Origin of the sequence: Streptomyces sp. NPDC001381 (assembly GCF_042895685.1) — a bacterium.
Taxonomy (GTDB): Bacteria; Actinomycetota; Actinomycetes; order Streptomycetales; family Streptomycetaceae; genus Streptomyces.
This window is the reverse complement of record NZ_JBIAWO010000002.1, coordinates 1,413,977-1,431,401: the sequence shown is the minus strand read 5'-3', so window position 1 is coordinate 1,431,401 and position 17,425 is coordinate 1,413,977. Positions and strand designations below refer to the sequence as shown.

Genomic DNA, 17,425 nt, shown 5'->3' with positions numbered 1-17,425 from the left:
CGGCCCTGGAGGAGAACCCTGGCGGACGGGCCGGGATCCGGGCGGCCGCGCCATCGGCTTCACCGCCGGTGGAGCCAGGGCGGCGCCGGCCCGATCGTCACAGGCGACGCCATGGTGATGCCCCGGCCATGACCGGGCCGGCCTCGTCGTGCTGGAGTCGGCGACTCCTCCGGCGGCCGTGCCCTGTGAGGCCACAGGTAGGATGAGTGGCGTCGCGCCGTGAGGGGGTACGGCATGCAGGGCTGGATGGACCGATGGCCACTCGTCGGGCGCGAACCGCACCTGGACTCCTTCCGGCAGGATCTTGCCGCGGACCGCGTCCACTGCTGGTTGATCTTCGGGGCGCCCGGGGTGGGGAAGACGCGCCTGGCGGAGGAGTTCCTGGACCTGGCAGCGGCCGGTGAACGCCGTACGGCCAGGGCGGTGGCAAGCCGGGCCGCCGCCCAGATGCCGCTCGGGGCGATCGCCCACATTCTCCCTTCGGGCGTCGACATCGCCGACCCCGTCCGCGGCTTCCGCGCCGTCGCGCAGGTCCTGTCAGGGCGCCCCAGGCCCACTGTCGTACTCGTCGACGACCTGCATCTCCTCGACAACTCGTCCGCTGTCCTGCTGGGCCAGCTCCTCGACTCCCGGGTGGTCAGCCTGATCGGCACCGCCCGCACCGGTGAACAGACGAGTGACGCCATCCATGCGCTGCTGCAGCGGAGCGACCACGTCCGTCGGATCGATCTCGGCGACATGGCTCGCCACCAGCTCGAAGAACTTCTACAGCGCGTCCTCGAGGGTCCCGTGGGCCGACGTACCCACCACGCGCTGTTCACCGCCAGCGGCGGAAATCCCCTGCTTCTCAGAGAGCTGGTTCTGGGCGCCCTGGAGTCAGGCGCTCTCGCCCTCAACGACGGAGTCTGGGACGTCTCGGAGACACGCCTGCCGTTCACTCCCACTCTGATGGACCTGATCGCCGCCAGGATCTCTGCCTCGCCCTCCGCGGCGCGACCCCTGCTCGAATCCCTCGCCTTCTGCGGGGAGCTCTCCCGCACCGACGCCGCGGCCATCGCCGACCGCACCGTCCTGGACGATCTCGAGCGGTCGGGCATCGTCCGTGTCTCCGCACATCGGCGCAGGGTGACCGTCACCCTGGCCCACTCCCTGTACGGAGGGGTCATCGCTGCCCGCACCCCCGCCCTGCGGCGCTACGACATCGCCCTGCGCCAAGCCGAGCGCCTCGAAGCTCACGGCCTCAAGCGCCGCGAGGACGCCCTCCGCGTCGCTTCCTGGCGACTGGACGCCACCGGCACCGCCGACTGCGTCCTGCTCCTGCGGGCCGCGAAGTTCGCGATGAACTCCAACGACAACGAACGAGTCATCGCGTTGCTCTCCGCGATCCAAGCCGACCAGCACACCACGGAAAGCCTTGTCCTGCTCGGCCGGGCCCTCATGCACGCCGGACAACTCGAACGCGCGGAGAGCGTCCTGGCCGAAGCCGAAGCCGGCGCCCGCGACGACCACGAGAAGACCATCACCGCGGGAACCCGCTGTACCAACCTCTTCTGGTCCACACCCGACTCGGACAGAGCGCTCACCGTGTGTGTCACGGCCCAGTCCGCCCTGTCCGACCCGGTCCTCGCCAACCAGTTCCGCTTCCTGGAGGGGGGCATTCTCACCGTGGGCGGCACGCCTGCCAGGGGGCTGAGCATGCTCGACGATCTGGGAGAGGCCCCGCCCCAAGAGGGTCTGGACGCCTGGTTGATCGCGCTCAACGCGAAAGCCCTGGGTCTGGTGTTCGTCGGCAGTGTCGAAGAGGCGCGGTCCCTGGCCGAACACGCGAGGTCCGTCCACGAGACGATCGGGGAAGGCGGGCTGCTTCCTCACCCTGCCCTGCAGGCCGCACCGCTCGCACTGTCGCTGATGGAGAAGGGGATGATCGACCAGGCTCGTGACGTGTCCCTCGGAGCGTGCGACGTCCTCCAGGCCGCGCCCGCCCCGGTGGCCCGCCAGTTCCTGGCCTTCTACAGCGCACGTGCGGAGTGGCTGGCCGGTCGTCCGCTCAGCGCTCGCCGATGGTACGCCGAGGCCGCCGCGGTGGCGCGCACGCATCGGCTGTCCAGGGGCATGCGATCCTATCTGTCAGGTCTGATGGCCTGTGCCGCGCTCGTCGGCGACACGGACACGGCGGCCTCGCTCGTCCCCGACGTCGAAGCGAACGCGCCGAGCGGCTTTCTGGCCGGCGAGGAAGCGCTCGGCACGGCCTGGCTGCACGTCGCACGGGGCGAACTCGGCCAGGCCCGGGACCTGCTGCGCACGGCCGCTGCCGATGCCCGCGGCACCGGCCACCTCATCTCCGAGGTGCTCCTGCTGACCGACATCGGACGCCTCGGCGACCCGCAAGGCGTCCGGGAGCGCCTGAACGAACTGTCCCGCCGGTGCGACGGCGCGCTGACGCACGCACGCGCGCGCCTCGTGACCGCCCTGGCGGACGACGATCCGGCGAGTCTCATGGATTCCTCGGCGGAACTCGAGCACATGGGCACACCCATCCTCGCCGCCGAGGCGGCGGCCGCGGCCGCCGGTGCCTGGAAACGCCGGGGGGACTCCCGTGCGGCGACGGCCGCCACCACCCGCGCCGCCCGCCTCGCCGGCCGATGCGAAGGCGCCCGCACTCCGCTCCTGGCGACCATCGCCGGCGCTTGCGCACCCCTCACCGGACGGGAACAGGAAATCGCCCTGCTGGCCGCCGCCGGCAACACCAGCAAAGGCATTTCCGAGCACCTCACGCTGTCCGTCCGCACCGTGGACAACCACCTGCAGCGCATCTACCTCAAGCTGGGTATCCGCAGCCGCGCGGAACTCCCCCGGGCCCTGAATCTCGACACCGGGTCGAAGGACCTGCCTCGCTGAGTGCCGTCCCAGGGCGGTGGCGCACGAGAGCGCCGGATACGGCCGCCGCGGCGTTCGCCGGCGCCGTCAGGCAGTGGCGGAGCGCGGGTCGTGCGCACGGACCGCGGCCGCGACAGCGGCGTCGCCGGCCCGTCTGCGGGCCTGGAGCCCGTTGATGACACCCTCCAGGTTCTCCTGCGGCTGGTTCTGGGTCAGTTTGAACTTCGCCTCGATGCGGCTGATGACCAGTTCGACGCCGACGACGGCGCGCAGTTGCCGCTGGACGAACTCCGCCGGGGCGTCGTCGACGGACCATGGTGCGGGACAGCCGCTTTCGTGCCGGTCGGTCAGGCGCCGGATCTGCGCCTCGATCCATGCCGCTTCGTCGTGGACGACCAGACGCCCGTAGACATGCGCGATCATGTAGTTCCAGGTCGGCACGACGCGATGGTGCTCGCGCTTGGTGGCGTACCAGGTCGGCGTGATGTACGCCTCCGGTCCGCGGACGATCACCATGGCCTCGCCCCGCACGGGCTGCTTCCACTGGTCGTTGGCGCGGGCGAGGTGTCCGAGCAGGGAACCGTGCTCGCCGGCGTCCGGTGCGTACTCGAAGGGCAGCAAGGTGGCGAGGAGACCGCGCGGTGTCATGGTGATCAGGTCGGACGCCCCCTGATTGGCCAGCAGATCACGCACGGAGTCCTCGTCGGGAACGAACCGTTCAGGTGTGTACATGGACTCTCCCTCCCATGGATTCCCTTGAACACGAAAGGCGCGTGCGCGGGTCAGGGCCTGGGCCTGCTGTGCTCGGCGCGGAGCCGGGGCTTGCGTGCCGCCGCCGGTACTCGGACCGCCGGCGCGCCCGCGAGGAAGTCCTCGAAGGTGCGGCTGCCGGGGACGGGGCCTGGTGCCAGATGCAGCCCTTCCCGGTAGGCGCGGGGCACTCGTCCGGGCAGGAGCACGGGGAGCAGGGGCCGCCGGGTTCCGGACGCGCGCAGGTGGGCGCGGGCCATCTCCGTCATCGTCAGTGTCTGCGGCCCGGGGAGGTCCGCCACACGGCCCCTGGGTTCGTCGACCGCGAGTTCTGCCGTGCGGGAGGCGACGTGGGCCGTGTCCACGGTCTGGAAGCTGGTGCGCGCGAGGACGGGAAGCACCGGAAGGCGCGCGGCCCGGCTGAGCGCGAAGTGGAGCATGTCGTGGAACTGGGCCGCCCGCAGGATCGTGTACGGGAGTCCAGAGGCCTCCAGGAGCTGTTCGACCTCGTGCTTGGCCCGGTAGTAGGCGAGGGGGTGACGATCCACTCCGATGATGGAGACGTAGACGATGTGCGGACGGCCGCCGCGCAGGGCCGCGGCCACCAGGTTCCGGGCCGCCTGGACATCGCCTTGACGGGTACGGCCGTCCGTCGCGCAGTGAACGACGGTCCCGACCCCTTCGAGCGCCTCGCCGAGCCCGGCTGAGCCCGCGGAGAGGTCTGCCGCGCTCCACTCACCGGCCCCCGGTTCCGCAGGAGGCCGGCGCGACAGGCCTCGTACGCCACGCCCCGCCGCCTGCAGCCGGGCGAGCACATGACCGCCGAGGTTGCCGGTGGCTCCGGTGACGAGAATGGTCTCGTTCATCTGCTTGGTCCCTTCTTCTCAGCGGACCCCTTCGTACAGCGCCGGACGCGGGCGCGCGTTCGCTCGCCCGCGTCCGGAGGCTGTCCAGGGCGAGGGCGGTTCAGACGCCGTGCACGCTGATGTGGTTGTGGTTCAGCACACCGATCTGGTTGTGGTTGCAGCCGATCGGTTGCGCCTCGGACGCGGCGACGGACTCGATGTCACGTGGCTTCTGCTCGGCGGACGTGCCGGACCGGCCCTCGCCGGGGTGCTCGACGACGATCTCGTTGTGGTTGTGCGATCCGGATCTCATGGAAGGCTCCTTTCCTCTGTTTCTCGGCCTTTTCGGTGACCGCCGTTGTGCGGTTGCAGCAACGCTAGGCACCGTCCCGGGGGACGCGATTGAGCAGGCGTTGCTCAATTGGTGCGGGAGAGCATGGACATGGGCCGCTGAGCCGGCACCGGGCGCGGCACGGCGGGCCGGCGGGCGTCAGGCCTGTGCGCCACCGGGCGCGGCACGGCGGGCCGACGGGCGTCAGGCCTGTGCGCCCCGGTGGTCCGGGAGTACTCGGGCCAGTTCCCGTCTGCTGGTCACACCCAGCTTCTCGTAGACGCGACCGAGGTGGTTGTTGACCGTGCGGACGGAGAGGACCAGTTCCTCGGCGATCTCCTTGCTGGTCGCCCCGGCCGCGGCGCGCCACGCGATCTCGGTCTCCCTAGAGGTGAGCGGCACGGTCGCGTCCGCCATGGCCAGCAGGGGTGTACGCGCGCCTTCGCAGCGCGTCGCCACGGCGCCGGCCCGTACGCCGGCCGCGGTCGCGCTGCGGGCGCGCCCGCTCTTGCGGTACGCCGCGGAGGCGGCCGCTGCCGCCTCCGCGGCCAGGAGATCGCAGCCCATCGCCTCCAGTTCCTCCGACACGCTCATCAGGGCATCGGCCTCCTCGCGGGCCAAGGCGGCGGTCAGGTCCGCCCGGGCCCGGGCCAGCCTGCCGTCCGACTGCAGCGCGATCGCCGCGAGTCGGTCGAGGACGTCCGCCGCTCCGCCCAGGCGTGCCACGTCCAGCAGCAGCAGTCCCTCCGACGAGATGTTCCCGGTGTGCCTGAGGCTGTCGGCGGCCCGGATCAGGATCTCCCGTGCCGTCGCCAGCTGCCCGGTGGCCGCCCGGGACCACGCCTGCGCGAGGGCTCTGCCCGGGGATGCGATCGCACTGACGTACTCGAGCTCTGCCATGCACGCGTCCGCCTCGTTCAGGTCGGACAGGGCGGCGGCCGCTCCCGGGACGTCACCGAGCAGGGCGATGCAAGCGGCAAGGCCGCCGAGCGCCTCGCGCATGGGGCGGGTCCCGTGGTGCGAGCGGGCGAGGGCGGTGCACTCGGCGTACCAGCGGCGGGCGGAGACGACGTGTCCCGCCAGCCACTCGGTGCGGGCCAGGAAGAAGGCGACCCACATTCGGGCCAGCCCCGCTTCGGAGCCCACGAGTTCTCCGAACAGCCGCTCCCCCAGCGCCCGGGCGTCGTCGATGCGTCCCTCCTCGGCGAGGGCGAGGACGGAGGGTGCGAGTTGCAGCGCCGGATGGGGCGCCGACAGGGCGCGCCGGTTGACCCGCCGATGGATGGCGTAGGCGTTCTCCGCCCAGGACAGGGCCCCGGCGATGTCGCCCGTCATCTGCAGCGCCCTGGTCTTCACGGTCGCCGCGATGAGCCATGCGCTGATGTCCGCCGCCGTGTCGATGTCGTCTCCGAGGGCGTCGAGCAGCTTCAGTCCTTCGACCGGGCGTCCGCAGACGGCGTGGATGCAGCCTTCGCTGATGGTGAGGGTTCTGGTCGCCTCCGGGGAATCGAGGTCCGTGCGGCTGGAGCTGATCGCTTCCAGCGCCCGTGACGCATGAGCCATCCCCCACAGGGCGTTGACCGAGTAGGCCACCGCCACGGCGAGCCGGTCGTCCTCCGTGGTCGCCAGGGTCTTGGCCTGGTCCAGTACGCGTTCCGCCTCGTCCGGCCTGCCCGACTGGAACAGCGCGTCGGCGAGCAGCAGCCGGTTGCCGACGGTGTGTTCGGCCGGGGGGAGAGCCTCCAGCAGCCGTACCACCTGCGGGTAGTCGTGGCTGTGCCGTGCGAGGGTGGCCGCGCGTTCGAGTTGTGCGCGGTCCGCGGTGCCGGTCGCGGCCAGCCGCCAGGACGCGATGTGCAGCAGGTCGTCCTGGCGGCGGGCACCGCGGGCCTCCACTCGTCCGGCCTGGGCCAGCAGGATCGTTCGGCGGCGCAGTTCCGGGATGGCCGCGCGCAGGGCCTCGCCGTACAACGGGTGGGCCAGCAGGGCCGTATGACGGCGGTCCTCCTTGACCACGCGTACATATCCGAGCCGTTCCAGCGTGATGAGCTCATCCAGTCCGGCGACGGCCTGTATGTCGGCCAGGGCGACGGGTTCGCAGAGGGCGAGCAGTTCCAGCGCCTCGGTGCCGGCAGGTGTGGCCCGGGCCAGTCGGGCCTCGATCAGCTCCTTGAGCCGGGGCGTCCCCACGCGCCAGCCGGCCGCCAGTTGCCAGACCTCACCGTCGTCGGTGAGGGAGCCGTTCCTGAGCGCGCCCAGCACAAGTTCCCGCAGGTAGAGGGCGTTTCCGGCGCTGGCCGTGTACAGCTCGTGCACGCTGTGCACGCTGACCGGGCGTCCCAGTGCCCCCCACAGTACCTCGGCGACCTGGCCTTCCGTGAAGGGGCTGATGTCCATCCGGTGGATCGAGTCGCCGCTGCCGAAGGCTGATGCGAGGTCGAAGGGTTCCCCGGATCTGACCGTGCCGATGAGGAGCACGGTGCCGGAGTCCATCAACTGCCGTACGAGCATCACCGATGTGGAGTCGAGCAGGTGGAGGTCGTCGATCAACAGCACCAGTCTGCCTTCCTCGCTGTGCCGCAGACCGGCGGCGACGGCGGCGAATCCGGCGACCGGGTCGGAGAGGTCGACGCCCGCGGGGATCAGGTGTCCCATGGCGCCCAGTGGTACGCCTGCCGCCGCCGCGGTGGCGACCGCCCAGGCTGTACGGAAGCCGGCGCGCTCGGCGCGGATGAGGCATTCCTCGGCGAGCCGGGACTTGCCCACGCCCGCGGGACCGTGGATCAGGATGCCCTGGACGCGGCGGTGCCGCAGAGCCCGGGTGAACAGGTCCAGCACCTGGCCCCGCCCGACCAGGGGCCAGGGCCGCTCGCAGGCGGCGGTGTCGGACAGGAAGGGAACGGCAGGGAGCGCGCGACGGTCCCGGCCCCGCACGGAGTCGACCGGCTCGTGCGAGGACCCTTCGTGCTCACGGGGTGGCATGGAGCGAGGAGTCGGCCGGGCCGACGGTGAAGCCGCCGAAGCGAACGAGCAGGCCGCTGCGCCCCGGCGAACAGCAGTACGGACCCGCCGCCGAGGTGATCCCTGCGGACCAGGGCGCCACGCGCAGCAGCCGCCAGGGACCGTCGGCGCACCTGGCCCGGATCGTCAGGGCGTCCGCGAAGCGGCTCGCCCGTACGGTGACGGGCCGGTCCGACCATTCCGGCACCGGGGACAGCGACCAGTCGGAGACCGTCCGCGTCACCACCGCTCCCACGTGCACAACGCCGTCCGTCAATTCGGCCCCGGCCTTCACCCACAGCTGGTCGTCGGCCCTGACCATGAGGCCCGCCTGGTCGTAGCGAGTGAGGAAGTCGGCGGTGAAGGTCACTTCGACGGCGCTCGTGTCCGGCAGGTCGGTCAGCAGCGCGTGACCGTCGTCGCGCACGAATCCGTATGCGGTGTGCCGCCAGAAGTCGCTGCCTCCGGCCGTGGTCACCACGAGGTCCTGGCCGTCCTCATGGCAGGCCGGCGGGGCGTTCAGCCACGTTCCCTCGCTCCACGCGACCTGCCGTGTGCCGTTCGCCGGCGACGGATGATGCACGACCATTGCGAAAGCCCTCCGGCATCGGAAAATACCCGCTGTCACTCTCCCCGGTCGGCGAGCCCCTGTGATGAGTAGTCGTTACTCATTCCGGCGGACCGCTCCCAGGGTACGGAGGGCGTCCGGGATCGGCGGCGCCCCCGGTCTCCCGGGTTCGCCCCTGCCACCAGCCCGAGGTCGGTGTCGCCGATGCGCGAGCCTGCGTAAGGCCGGCCCTGCTCCGGCACCCGGGGCATCGGCAGCTGATAGGCAGGAGACATGACGCACTGGAGGAACGACCGGATCGGGTCTGCCGAGCGGGGGGAGAATCCGACCGTCCTGGCCCGTATGCGCACCGGGTGGGCGGTCATCGGCGACATCCAGCACCTGCCCGGGTACTGTGAACCGGTCCGCGCTGTGCTTCGCCCCATCGGTTGGCGACAAAACCAGTGCCAGGCACGGACTCCACGCTTCCTGTCCTGGGCCGCTGAATCTTGATCGCGCGCCGTCGAAGGTTCGATGGACGTCCGAGGACTGTGGCTGCACACACCGTGACGCTCCGGTCACCCGGCCCGGAACGGCCTGCGCCGGTCTTCGTCACGGGTTTGTCAAGCCACGAGAGGCCGGGTCATGACCCAGGCCCTCACCGGAGGCGTAATGGAATCACCGCACGGAACGCAGAGAGCGGACGCCCACCGCCTCATTCCAGCGCATTCCAGCCCCTTCTCCGCCCCACTTCAAAGGACTCCACTCGTGATCATCTTCGACACCAGCGTATATTCGTGCCAGCTCGCGATACTCATGCTGACGTGTCGTCACTGCGACACCCCGGCCGCGCACATGGTCACGAAGTATGTCACCAAGTTCACGCTGTTCTTCGTGCCACTGTTCCCCGTCTCGAGGAGTTATGCACTTCAGTGCACATTCTGCGGGATGGGACAAGCGGTGCCCAAGGAGTGGGTCGAGCAGTCGCTGGCACAGCCCGCAGATCCTCTCGGTAGTGAGGCGCACGCGCAGCCGCAGCATCCACAGCAGCCCTGCTGGCACCCCGGAACCTGATCGGGGCGGACACCTCCAGCTCCTGCGACGGCTTCGAGAGAGAAGGTGCCTGCCGGCTGATCGTTTTCCGCGCCGCCCATGGGCCGCCCCAAGGACTGTCCCGAGGACCTCTTCGGGACAGCCCGTACCCAGTGAGCCGGGGTCGGCCGGGTGAGGTTCACCGGATTAACGTCGGGTCCCGGATGTGGGCCTGTGAGGGTTTCAGGCGGTCGCGTCGCGGTCGTTGTGGGCATCATTGCGAGGAAGTTGCAGGCGGACCTCAGTGCGGTGGATTGTTGCTGATGGACGGTTCTGGGCTTCTGTGTGCAGGGCGCGGCGGACGTCTTCCGTGAATTCGAGCAGATCGTCCGTGCTGCCCTCGGCCTGCCCTTTGGGCGTGACGATCTCGGTGCGGAGCTGGCGTAGATTCGCGCTGGCCAGCTGTTCTCCGGTGACCGCCTCGCGTCCTTCCCTCGCCTCGGCGACAGCTGCCAGCAGATGGTCCAGCTCGCTTCGAGCAGCTCGGCATCCCTGGCGCAGGGTCTTGAGGTCAGTGGTGATGGTCGCAGATCTGCGGTGCGTACGACACAACCACAGGACACGGCGCCGGTGAGGCTGCCGAACGGGCGGCTGAACCTCAACTCGTGACCGCGCCGATCGGGCCGTGCCGTTCACCGTCGACCGCGGACGGCACGGATGACGTCGGCCGCAGCGGTGAGGACCGCAGCGCGGTGGTGGGAGGCGGTGCCGCGCATGGCCAGCCGCACCACCAGCACAGCTGCGACGGCCACCGCCAGGACCACTCCTAGGACGGCGATCAGCCAGATCGAGATGGGATCCACGGACGAACTCCTTTTCTAACGTGCCGCGTCGTTCGCGGCACGAGAAGGAGACTGTCTGGATCCAACTCGGCGACAGGGAAACCGGAATCGCACGACTTCGGGCGCTGCCCGGCAGGTCAGCGGTAGTGTGCGGTCTCCGGCGACCGGAGACACCGGAAACTGTGCAGGGAGAAGAGGCGGAACAGGGTGGGGATCACGCACCCGGGCAAGGAAGCTCTGTCTAGGGAGTTGGAGGCGCTGGAGCAGAGGGCCGGCGTCGTCCCGCGCAGTCCCACGAAGAGCCGCGCAGCGGTCATCCGGAGAGTGGAGAAGAGGTCCGGCGCGAAGCTCTCGGACGCGACAGTCAGTGACTGGGTGCTCTCCGGCGCGCCAGCCCACGAGTTCGAACACCTGTGGGCATACGTGGAGGCGCTGAACGAGTCCGCCTATGGCAACCGACCGCCAGAAGCGGCGGAAGCCGACAGGAAGGTGTGGCGCGCGCTGTGGTCACGTGCGCGGGAGACAACAGCAAGCGATGGGTCGGCCCGCCGGCAAGCCCCGAACAGTCGCGAGCACGCGGCCGCGGAACAGTCCCAGGGCCAGACGGTATTGGAGACCCGTGAGCTGCCCGGGTGGCCGGTCCGGGATGTGCGTGACCCCTTCGCCCTGGAGGTCCAACGGGCGATCGAAGCCCTGGGCGATGACGAAACCAGCCCGCTACCAGTGCTGCCGGTGTATGTGGAGCGCGAACACGACGCGCTCCTGCGGGCGTCGGTGTTTGACGCCCGGCAGGGCCGCAGCACCCTGGTGACCTTGATCGGCGGTTCCTCCACCGGCAAGACCCGTGCATGCTGGGAGGCCGTCCAACTCCTCCCCGACGACTGGCGGTTGTGGCACCCGATCGAGCCGAACCACACTGATGCGGCCCTCGCAGGCCTGCAACAGGTCGGGCCCCGCACCTTGCTCTGGCTCAACGAGATCCACCACTATCTGCTCACCTGTGACCCGGCCCTCGGCGAGCGGGTCGCTGCGCTCTTGCGTGAACTGCTGCGTACCCCCGGTCGCGGCCCCATCCTGGCGTTCGCCACCACCCACCTAGACGACTGGGCGCGCCTCACCGCCACCTCGGCTGCGCCCCACGACACCCACCCCCAGGCCCGGGCTCTGCTCACAGGAGCCGGCGTCAGCGCGCGGATCCCAGACCAGTTCGTCTGCGAACCCGAAGCCCTGGCCCTAGCAGCACAGACCGACCCACGCATCGCCGAGGCCGCCTTCGCCGATGACGGACAGCTCACCCAGTACCTCGCAGGCGTGCCTGCACTCCTGAAGCGCGTCGAGCGGGCCTCGCCGATGGCCCGGTACCTCATCACCGCCGCGGTGCATCTGCGCCGCCTCGGCCACGGCCTGGCCCTGCCCGCAGGCGCGCTGGAAGCCACCGCGTACACCCTCGCCCCTGACCATACGTGGAACGAACACGCTCCCCCCGGGTGGCTTGAGACCGCCCTGAAGTACCTTTCCGCCCCCTGCCGGGGCGTCCCCGGCCCCCTGACCCTGATCCGAGCCCGCCCCGGCACGCCCGAGCCGGACCAGCCGCTCTACCGGCTGTCCGACTACCTCTTCGAACTCGGACGCTACGAGCTCCGCCACAAGTGCCCGCCCACGACGTTCTGGAAAGCCGCCCTGGCCCACGCTCACACCGACGGGGACCGCCAGGCCCTGGCCCAATCCGCGTACGAGCAAGGACGTGTTCGCGTGTCCGCTTCGGTCTCGGACGGTACGGACCTCCTCCGCCTGCACGACCGCGCCTCCGCCTATGTGCTGGGACAGGAAGCCGACAAGGCCCGTGCGGAAAACGCCCTGGCCAAGATCGGCGACGAGCGGGCATCCGGGGAGCTCCAGCGCAATGCCTTCATGCGCTACGTCTACCGGCGTAAGGAAGCCCACTGCCTCGAACGACTCGGCGAACCCGAGCGAGCCGCGGCTGTCTGGCGTGAGCTCGCAGACCAGGGCGACACGGATGCCTTCGTGCAAGTCGGACGCCATCGCCTCGCGAGGGGCCAGCGGACGGAGGCCGAGCGGTGGTTCCGGCAGGGCGCGGAAGCCGGCGAGGACGACGCCATGCAGGCGCTGGTGTTCCTGCTGGCCGAGGACGGGCTGTTCGATGAGGCCGCCGAGTGGACCGAAAGGATCGCACGGCCCGCACAGAGCGGGGACATCTACGCGTACTCCAGGCTCGCCTACCGCTTCGAGTGGGCAGGCAATCTCTCGCAGGCCAAGATCTACTTCCGCAAGGCGATCGACGCCGGGCTCGTGGACTGCTACCAGGACCTGATCCGGCTGCACCTCGAGGAGGGTGACATCGAAGGGGCCCGCCGCCTGTACGCGGAGGCGATCGAGGCAGGTGAGACCACCGGCCCCATGATGCGGGCCGAAAAGCACGGTGAACACACCGAGGCCGACGACCTTGCCTTCACCGCCCGCGACCACGGCCGCACCATGCAGCCACTTCAGCTGCTGCTGTTGCATCGGCTGCGGCAGCCGAACACCCTCGCCCTGGGAACTGCCCTCGCGCGCAAGGCCATCGACGCCGGCGAAGCATTCATGGTCAAGGCAGTAGCCGGCGAACTCTCGCAAGCCGGGCACCACCGTGCTGTCGAAGCCCTGCAACGCATCTTCGACGAGGTCGACGCTGTGGCTGACCCATGACGGACGCGCACGGTGCGACGGACTGGCGTCGGAGTTCAGCCCACGGGCATCGCGAACGTGGCCAGGCCGGCCACTGAGGGCAAGGCTCGGGGCGCGGCGTCGGGCCAGAGGCCACCGTTCGGCGTGAGTTCCACCCAGCCCCGGGCGGCCGATTCCGGGCGCTGGCCGGTCGGCGACGGATCGCAGCTTCGCGAGGACGTGCCGATCACACATGAACTGCAGCGCGTCCGCCAGATGGATTGGCGGCATACGGTGCGCGTTCCAGGCAGATCCCGGCGTTGTAGGGACTCCGACTCCCACCCCGAAGGCTTCGATGCCGCTCTCACCGACCCTGTCATCGGTCTCGCCCCCACCGGGGCGGAGGGCTCCTGCACTACGGACGCACCCGTCTCGTGGTCCATCCGATGGCGTCCCGGCCTTGAGGATCTCAAGTACCGCTTGTGCAAGGTGCTTGCACAGCCGTGCAGAGGCCGCCCGAAGGCCTTACGAAGTCGGGATGAAGCCGCCGGAGCAGAACCACGTACTCAGTGACAAGGCACGGTAGGTGGCCGTCTTCCAGTGATTCTTGTGCTCGTGTTCCTGGCTGTCTGCCCATCCCCACTGCTGCACCTGTCCGGGGCGGACCCACAGCCATGAGCCGGGTTCGAGGGCGTAGGCGGTGAAGTCGACCGCGTGCCGGAGGGTTCCGCCGGTGAGGGTGACCAGGTGGTGGAAGTCCGGGCGCCGGGGGGTCGTGAGCCGCTCGCCGGAAACGCGGTGGCGCAGGTCGGCGAGGGACAGCACCTCGACGCCGGCGGGGGTCCCGGCGGGCGCCGCGAAGGAGATCTCCGGGATCCTTCGGTCGGCATCGTGTCGTTTTTTGACCATCACCAGTCGCCAACGTGTCCGATTCAGCCTGTTCAGCGAGTTTACCTTGGACCTGTCAGCCCCTCCGGCATCAAGCGGTGTCGGAAAGCGGTAAGTGAGCGGCGAGGGATCGGTGAGAGAGGAGATGCGTCGACGGCCGCAGCCCGTCCGACGCCGAGGCCACCGGGGTGCGGCCGGCGAGCCCGGCCTCCACAGCCTCCACCCTGACCTCCGCGCGCGACCAGCGGCTGACCACGACCATCCCCCAAGTGCCCACCCACGAACTGCTTTTGCGAGGAGAACCGTCATGAACGACGCCAGGAACACCGTCCTGACCGCAGCCGGCGAACTGTTCGGCCAGAAGGACCCGAGCGCCGTGGACCGCTGGGTCGCCGCCGGCTACACCCAGCACAGCGCCCTGGCCGCCGACGGCCCCGAGGCCCTGCGCAGGCTTGTCGCCGGTCTGCCGGAGGGCTTCCGGTACGAGGGCGCCCGGGTGATCGCCGACGGCGACCTGGTCGCGCTGCACGGCACGTACCACGGCTTCGGGCCCGACCCGCTGGTCGCCTTCGACGTGTTCCGCGTCGACGCCGACGGCAAGCTCGCCGAGCACTGGGACGCCCTGACTCCGCTGGTCGCCGACACCGCCTCCGGGCGCTCGCAGACCGACGGCCCCACCGAGGTCACCGCCCCCGGGGAGACCGAGGCCAACCGGGTCCTGGTCGCCGAGTTCGCACAGAAGGTCCTGGTCGGCGCCGACTACTCGGTGCTCACCGACTACATCTCCACCGAGACGTACCACCAGCACAACCCGGAGGCCGCCGACGGCCTCGACGGCTTCGGCGCCGCCGCCGCGAAGTGGGCCGAGCAGGGCAAGAACCTCGTCTACAAGACCGTCCACAAGGTCATCGCCGAGGGAGAATTCGTCCTGCTCCAGTCCGAGGGCGAGTTCGGCGTCCCCGTCGCCTACTACGACCTCTTCCGCGTCCAGGGCGGCAGGATCGTCGAGCACTGGGACGTCATCACACCCGTCCCGGCCGAACTGCCCCACGACAACGGCCTGTTCTGAAGCGCGCTCCTGACCTACGAGACGGACGACGAACGGGTCGCCGGACCGCACACCGGAACCCTCGAACCCGTCTGAGGGGTCCTCAGCAGCCACCGTGCCCCCACCAGTCTGCGGGTGAGGGCACCGCGGCGGGCCGTTCGGCAGCCCTGTCCCGCCCTCGGCCCGTCACGCGCCAACTGCCCCGGAGGATCACCGTGGACCCGACCCCGCTGCCGCTCGCCGCCTACCGCGCCGCCATCGCCTTGGACGAGCCGTTCCGGCCCCGCCTCGGCCACGCCCTGGACGACCGGCCCGCCGGCCTGGTCCGCGAGGCACTCGGCCTGCTGGGCGACGACCCTGCGGCAGTGAGGGCCGGACTGCGCCCCGGCGCAGCGGACCGGATCGACGACGACTCCGCCCGGCGACTCCTGCGCGCCGTGCTGACGGTCCGGCAACCGGACCCGCTGCCCGACGGGACCGCCCGCGTCCTGGACGCGCTCCTGGCCGGCGAACGCCTGGCACGCGACACCACCGACGCGGCCTCGCTGCCCACCGTCCGCGACATGCTTCCCCACGCCGCGTACCGGGCCGCCGACCGTACGGTGCTGTGGCAGGGCGACCTCACCACCCTCGGCGCGGACGCCGTCGTGAACGCCGCCAACAGTGCCCTGCTCGGCTGCTTCAGGCCGGTGCACCCGTGCATCGACAACGCCCTCCACGCCGCGGCCGGGCCCCGCCTGCGCACCGACTGCCACGCGATCATGTCCTTGCAGGGTCACCCGGAGCCGACCGGCACCGCCAAGATCACCCGCGGCTATCACCTGCCCGCCCGCTACGTCCTGCACACCGTGGGCCCGATCGTCGACGGCCCCGTCCTCCCGCGGCACCGGCAGGCGCTGGCGGCCTCGTACCGTGCCTGCCTCGACCTCGCCGCCGAGGTGGGCGGCATACGCAGCGTCGCGTTCTGCGGCATCAGCACCGGCGTCTTCGGCTACCCCAGGACATCCGCCGCCCGCACCGCCCTGAACGCCGTGGCCGAATGGCTGGACCTGCACCCCGGACGGCTCGACCGCGTGATCTTCAACGTGTACGCGGACGACGACCGCGCCGCCTACGTCCAGGCACTGACCGAAAGGACCCCGCCGCGATGAACCAGCCCGCCCTCGGCCTGGAAGCCGCCACCGCAACGATACGCACCTGGCTCGGCGAGGCCGACCGCGTCCTGATCACCGCCGGGGCCGGGCTCAGCGCCGCCGCCGGATACGACTACGGCGACGAAGACCGCTTCCGGGAACTCTTCCCCGCCCTGCACCGGATCGGCCTGCGCTCCCGCTACCTCGTCGGCGTCCCCCTGCCGCCCGCCGTGCGATGGGGCTACTGGGCCGTCCACATCGACGACATCCGCTTCTCCCCGGAACCCAACCCCCTCTATCAGCGGCTCAGGTCCTTCGTCGGCGACAGGGACCACTGGGTGATGACGTCCAACGTGGACGCCCTCTTCGCCCGCAACGGCTTCGCCCCCGACCGGATCTTCACCCCGCAGGGCGACTACGGCCGCTACCAGTGCACCACCCCCTGCACGCCGACCACCTGGGACAGCCGCCCCCTCGTGGCACACCTCCTCGCCGCGTACGACCCCGCCACCGGCGCCGTCACCACTCCCCTGCCCGGCTGCCCGAACTGCGGCGGCGAGATCGAGATCAACGTCCGCATCGGCCCCGAGTTCGTCGACGCCCCCCATCTCCCCGCGGGCCGCCGCCTCCAGGACTGGCTGGGAACCGCCCCCGCCGGGACCCGCCTGCTGATTCTCGAACTCGGCGCCGGATTCAACACCCCTGGCGTCATCCGATGGCCCGGCGAACACCTCACCCGCCGGATCCCCCACACACGCCTGGTCCGCGTCAACCCCACGCACCCCGAAACCCCCGCCGACCTCGCCGGCCGGACCTTGTCCGTCCCGGTCGGGGCCGACCAGCTGCTCGACGCACTCACCGTGCCGCACCCGGCACCCGCCGGCCCTTGAGACGGCGAGGCCGGTCCGCTTCAGGCGGCGCCCCCGGAGGCGACCATGACCACCGGCCCCCGCACAGGGCCACGGCGGCGCGAAAACAGCTGCCACCAGCGGATTCAAGTTCGGGGCAAGGTTCCCCCACGGTTCGGCCCCCAGTGTGGTTACCGGCGAAGGCGCACGGCCCTCGCCCGCCTCGTGCAACGGCGTCGAGAAGGGAATCCTCCATGAAGCGAACGCTTTCCATGCTGCTGGCCGCCGGTGCTGCGGCAACCGGTCTCATGGTCATGCCGGGGACGGCCGAAGCGGCCGGCGGCTGCAAGACCATGAGCGCCCCGGGAGGCGGCTCCGCCTACGTGTGCAAGTACTACTACGCGCAGGGCGGCGGGCTGTACCACGGCACCTTCTCGGTGAGCGGGGCCTCCTCCCGCGTGTATGCGCAGGCCTACTACGACGGCTACGTGCAGACCGTCACCGACCCCGGAGGGAGGACCAGCGGAGGCTTCCGCGACGTCGCCAAGTTCCACGTCCGGGTCTGCAACAGCGGGTGCAGCGCCTGGTACTGACCGGCCACGGGGGAGCGGGGGGAAGGG

Annotated in this window: 14 protein-coding genes and 2 pseudogenes; 8 read left to right on the top strand and 8 right to left on the bottom strand. The window is 70.5% G+C overall.

The features are described 5' to 3' along the window. Positions 1-246: 246 nt before the first annotated feature. A complete protein-coding gene (locus ACFY2L_RS13395; protein ID WP_390822344.1) occupies positions 247-2,898 on the top strand; it encodes a LuxR C-terminal-related transcriptional regulator in 2,652 nt (883 codons plus the stop codon). A 66-nt stretch (positions 2,899-2,964) separates the two neighbouring features. On the opposite strand, the gene ACFY2L_RS13390 is transcribed toward ACFY2L_RS13395, so the two are convergent. From ACFY2L_RS13390 to ACFY2L_RS13370, 5 genes are all read right to left on the bottom strand, one after another. After that, positions 2,965-3,609 carry an FMN-binding negative transcriptional regulator gene (locus ACFY2L_RS13390; RefSeq protein WP_390822343.1) on the bottom strand — a complete coding sequence of 215 codons (645 nt, stop codon included), beginning with the start codon at positions 3,607-3,609 and terminating at the stop codon, positions 2,965-2,967. Between the two features lie 50 nt (positions 3,610-3,659). Beyond that, positions 3,660-4,493: an SDR family oxidoreductase gene (locus tag ACFY2L_RS13385; RefSeq protein ID WP_390822342.1), complete on the bottom strand. Its 834-nt coding sequence runs from the start codon at positions 4,491-4,493 to the stop codon at positions 3,660-3,662. 100 nt (positions 4,494-4,593) lie between these two features. Next, positions 4,594-4,785, bottom strand: a complete 192-nt coding sequence (locus ACFY2L_RS13380; RefSeq protein WP_390822341.1) for a hypothetical protein — start codon at positions 4,783-4,785, stop codon at positions 4,594-4,596. Positions 4,786-5,007: 222 nt separating this feature from the next. Next, positions 5,008-7,785, bottom strand: coding sequence for a LuxR C-terminal-related transcriptional regulator (locus tag ACFY2L_RS13375; RefSeq protein WP_390822339.1), 2,778 nt, complete (start codon positions 7,783-7,785; stop codon positions 5,008-5,010). Beyond that, on the bottom strand, positions 7,772-8,392 hold the full coding sequence (locus ACFY2L_RS13370; RefSeq protein WP_390822338.1) for a DUF1349 domain-containing protein: 621 nt from the start codon (positions 8,390-8,392) through the stop codon (positions 7,772-7,774). The genes ACFY2L_RS13375 and ACFY2L_RS13370 overlap by 14 nt, the downstream gene beginning before the upstream one ends. Before the next feature lie 252 nt (positions 8,393-8,644). On the opposite strand from ACFY2L_RS13370, the pseudogene ACFY2L_RS13365 reads away from it, so the two are divergent. Then, positions 8,645-8,764: pseudogene (locus tag ACFY2L_RS13365) on the top strand (diadenosine tetraphosphate hydrolase); the annotation flags it as partial. 354 nt (positions 8,765-9,118) lie between these two features. Then, on the top strand, positions 9,119-9,424 hold the full coding sequence (locus tag ACFY2L_RS13360; protein ID WP_390822337.1) for a zinc-ribbon domain-containing protein: 306 nt from the start codon (positions 9,119-9,121) through the stop codon (positions 9,422-9,424). A 201-nt stretch (positions 9,425-9,625) separates the two neighbouring features. On the opposite strand, the gene ACFY2L_RS13355 is transcribed toward ACFY2L_RS13360, so the two are convergent. Together ACFY2L_RS13355 and ACFY2L_RS13350 are read right to left on the bottom strand one after the other, a co-directional pair. Further along, positions 9,626-9,994 (bottom strand): hypothetical protein, encoded by a 369-nt coding sequence (locus ACFY2L_RS13355; protein WP_390822336.1) that lies wholly within the window; start codon positions 9,992-9,994, stop codon positions 9,626-9,628. Positions 9,995-10,074: 80 nt separating this feature from the next. After that, positions 10,075-10,245: a hypothetical protein gene (locus ACFY2L_RS13350; protein WP_390822335.1), complete on the bottom strand. Its 171-nt coding sequence runs from the start codon at positions 10,243-10,245 to the stop codon at positions 10,075-10,077. Positions 10,246-10,548: 303 nt separating this feature from the next. Between ACFY2L_RS13350 and ACFY2L_RS13345 the strand changes: the two genes are divergently transcribed. Then, positions 10,549-12,930, top strand: coding sequence for a tetratricopeptide repeat protein (locus ACFY2L_RS13345; RefSeq protein ID WP_390822334.1), 2,382 nt, complete (start codon positions 10,549-10,551; stop codon positions 12,928-12,930). Between the two features lie 594 nt (positions 12,931-13,524). Here ACFY2L_RS13345 and ACFY2L_RS13340 read toward each other — a convergent pair. Continuing rightward, positions 13,525-13,797 (bottom strand): annotated as a pseudogene (locus ACFY2L_RS13340) (AraC family transcriptional regulator); the annotation flags it as partial. Between the two features lie 286 nt (positions 13,798-14,083). On the opposite strand from ACFY2L_RS13340, the gene ACFY2L_RS13335 reads away from it, so the two are divergent. The 4 genes from ACFY2L_RS13335 to ACFY2L_RS13320 all read left to right on the top strand — a co-directional run bounded on the left by ACFY2L_RS13335 (position 14,084) and on the right by ACFY2L_RS13320 (position 17,398). Next, positions 14,084-14,845: a nuclear transport factor 2 family protein gene (locus ACFY2L_RS13335; protein ID WP_390822333.1), complete on the top strand. Its 762-nt coding sequence runs from the start codon at positions 14,084-14,086 to the stop codon at positions 14,843-14,845. 194 nt (positions 14,846-15,039) lie between these two features. Continuing rightward, on the top strand, positions 15,040-15,975 hold the full coding sequence (locus tag ACFY2L_RS13330) for a protein-ADP-ribose hydrolase (RefSeq protein ID WP_390822332.1): 936 nt from the start codon (positions 15,040-15,042) through the stop codon (positions 15,973-15,975). Then, positions 15,972-16,847, top strand: coding sequence for an NAD-dependent protein deacetylase of SIR2 family (locus ACFY2L_RS13325; protein WP_390822330.1), 876 nt, complete (start codon positions 15,972-15,974; stop codon positions 16,845-16,847). The genes ACFY2L_RS13330 and ACFY2L_RS13325 overlap by 4 nt, the downstream gene beginning before the upstream one ends. A 212-nt stretch (positions 16,848-17,059) precedes the next feature. Continuing rightward, positions 17,060-17,398, top strand: coding sequence for a hypothetical protein (locus ACFY2L_RS13320; RefSeq protein ID WP_390657070.1), 339 nt, complete (start codon positions 17,060-17,062; stop codon positions 17,396-17,398). Positions 17,399-17,425 lie beyond the last annotated feature (27 nt).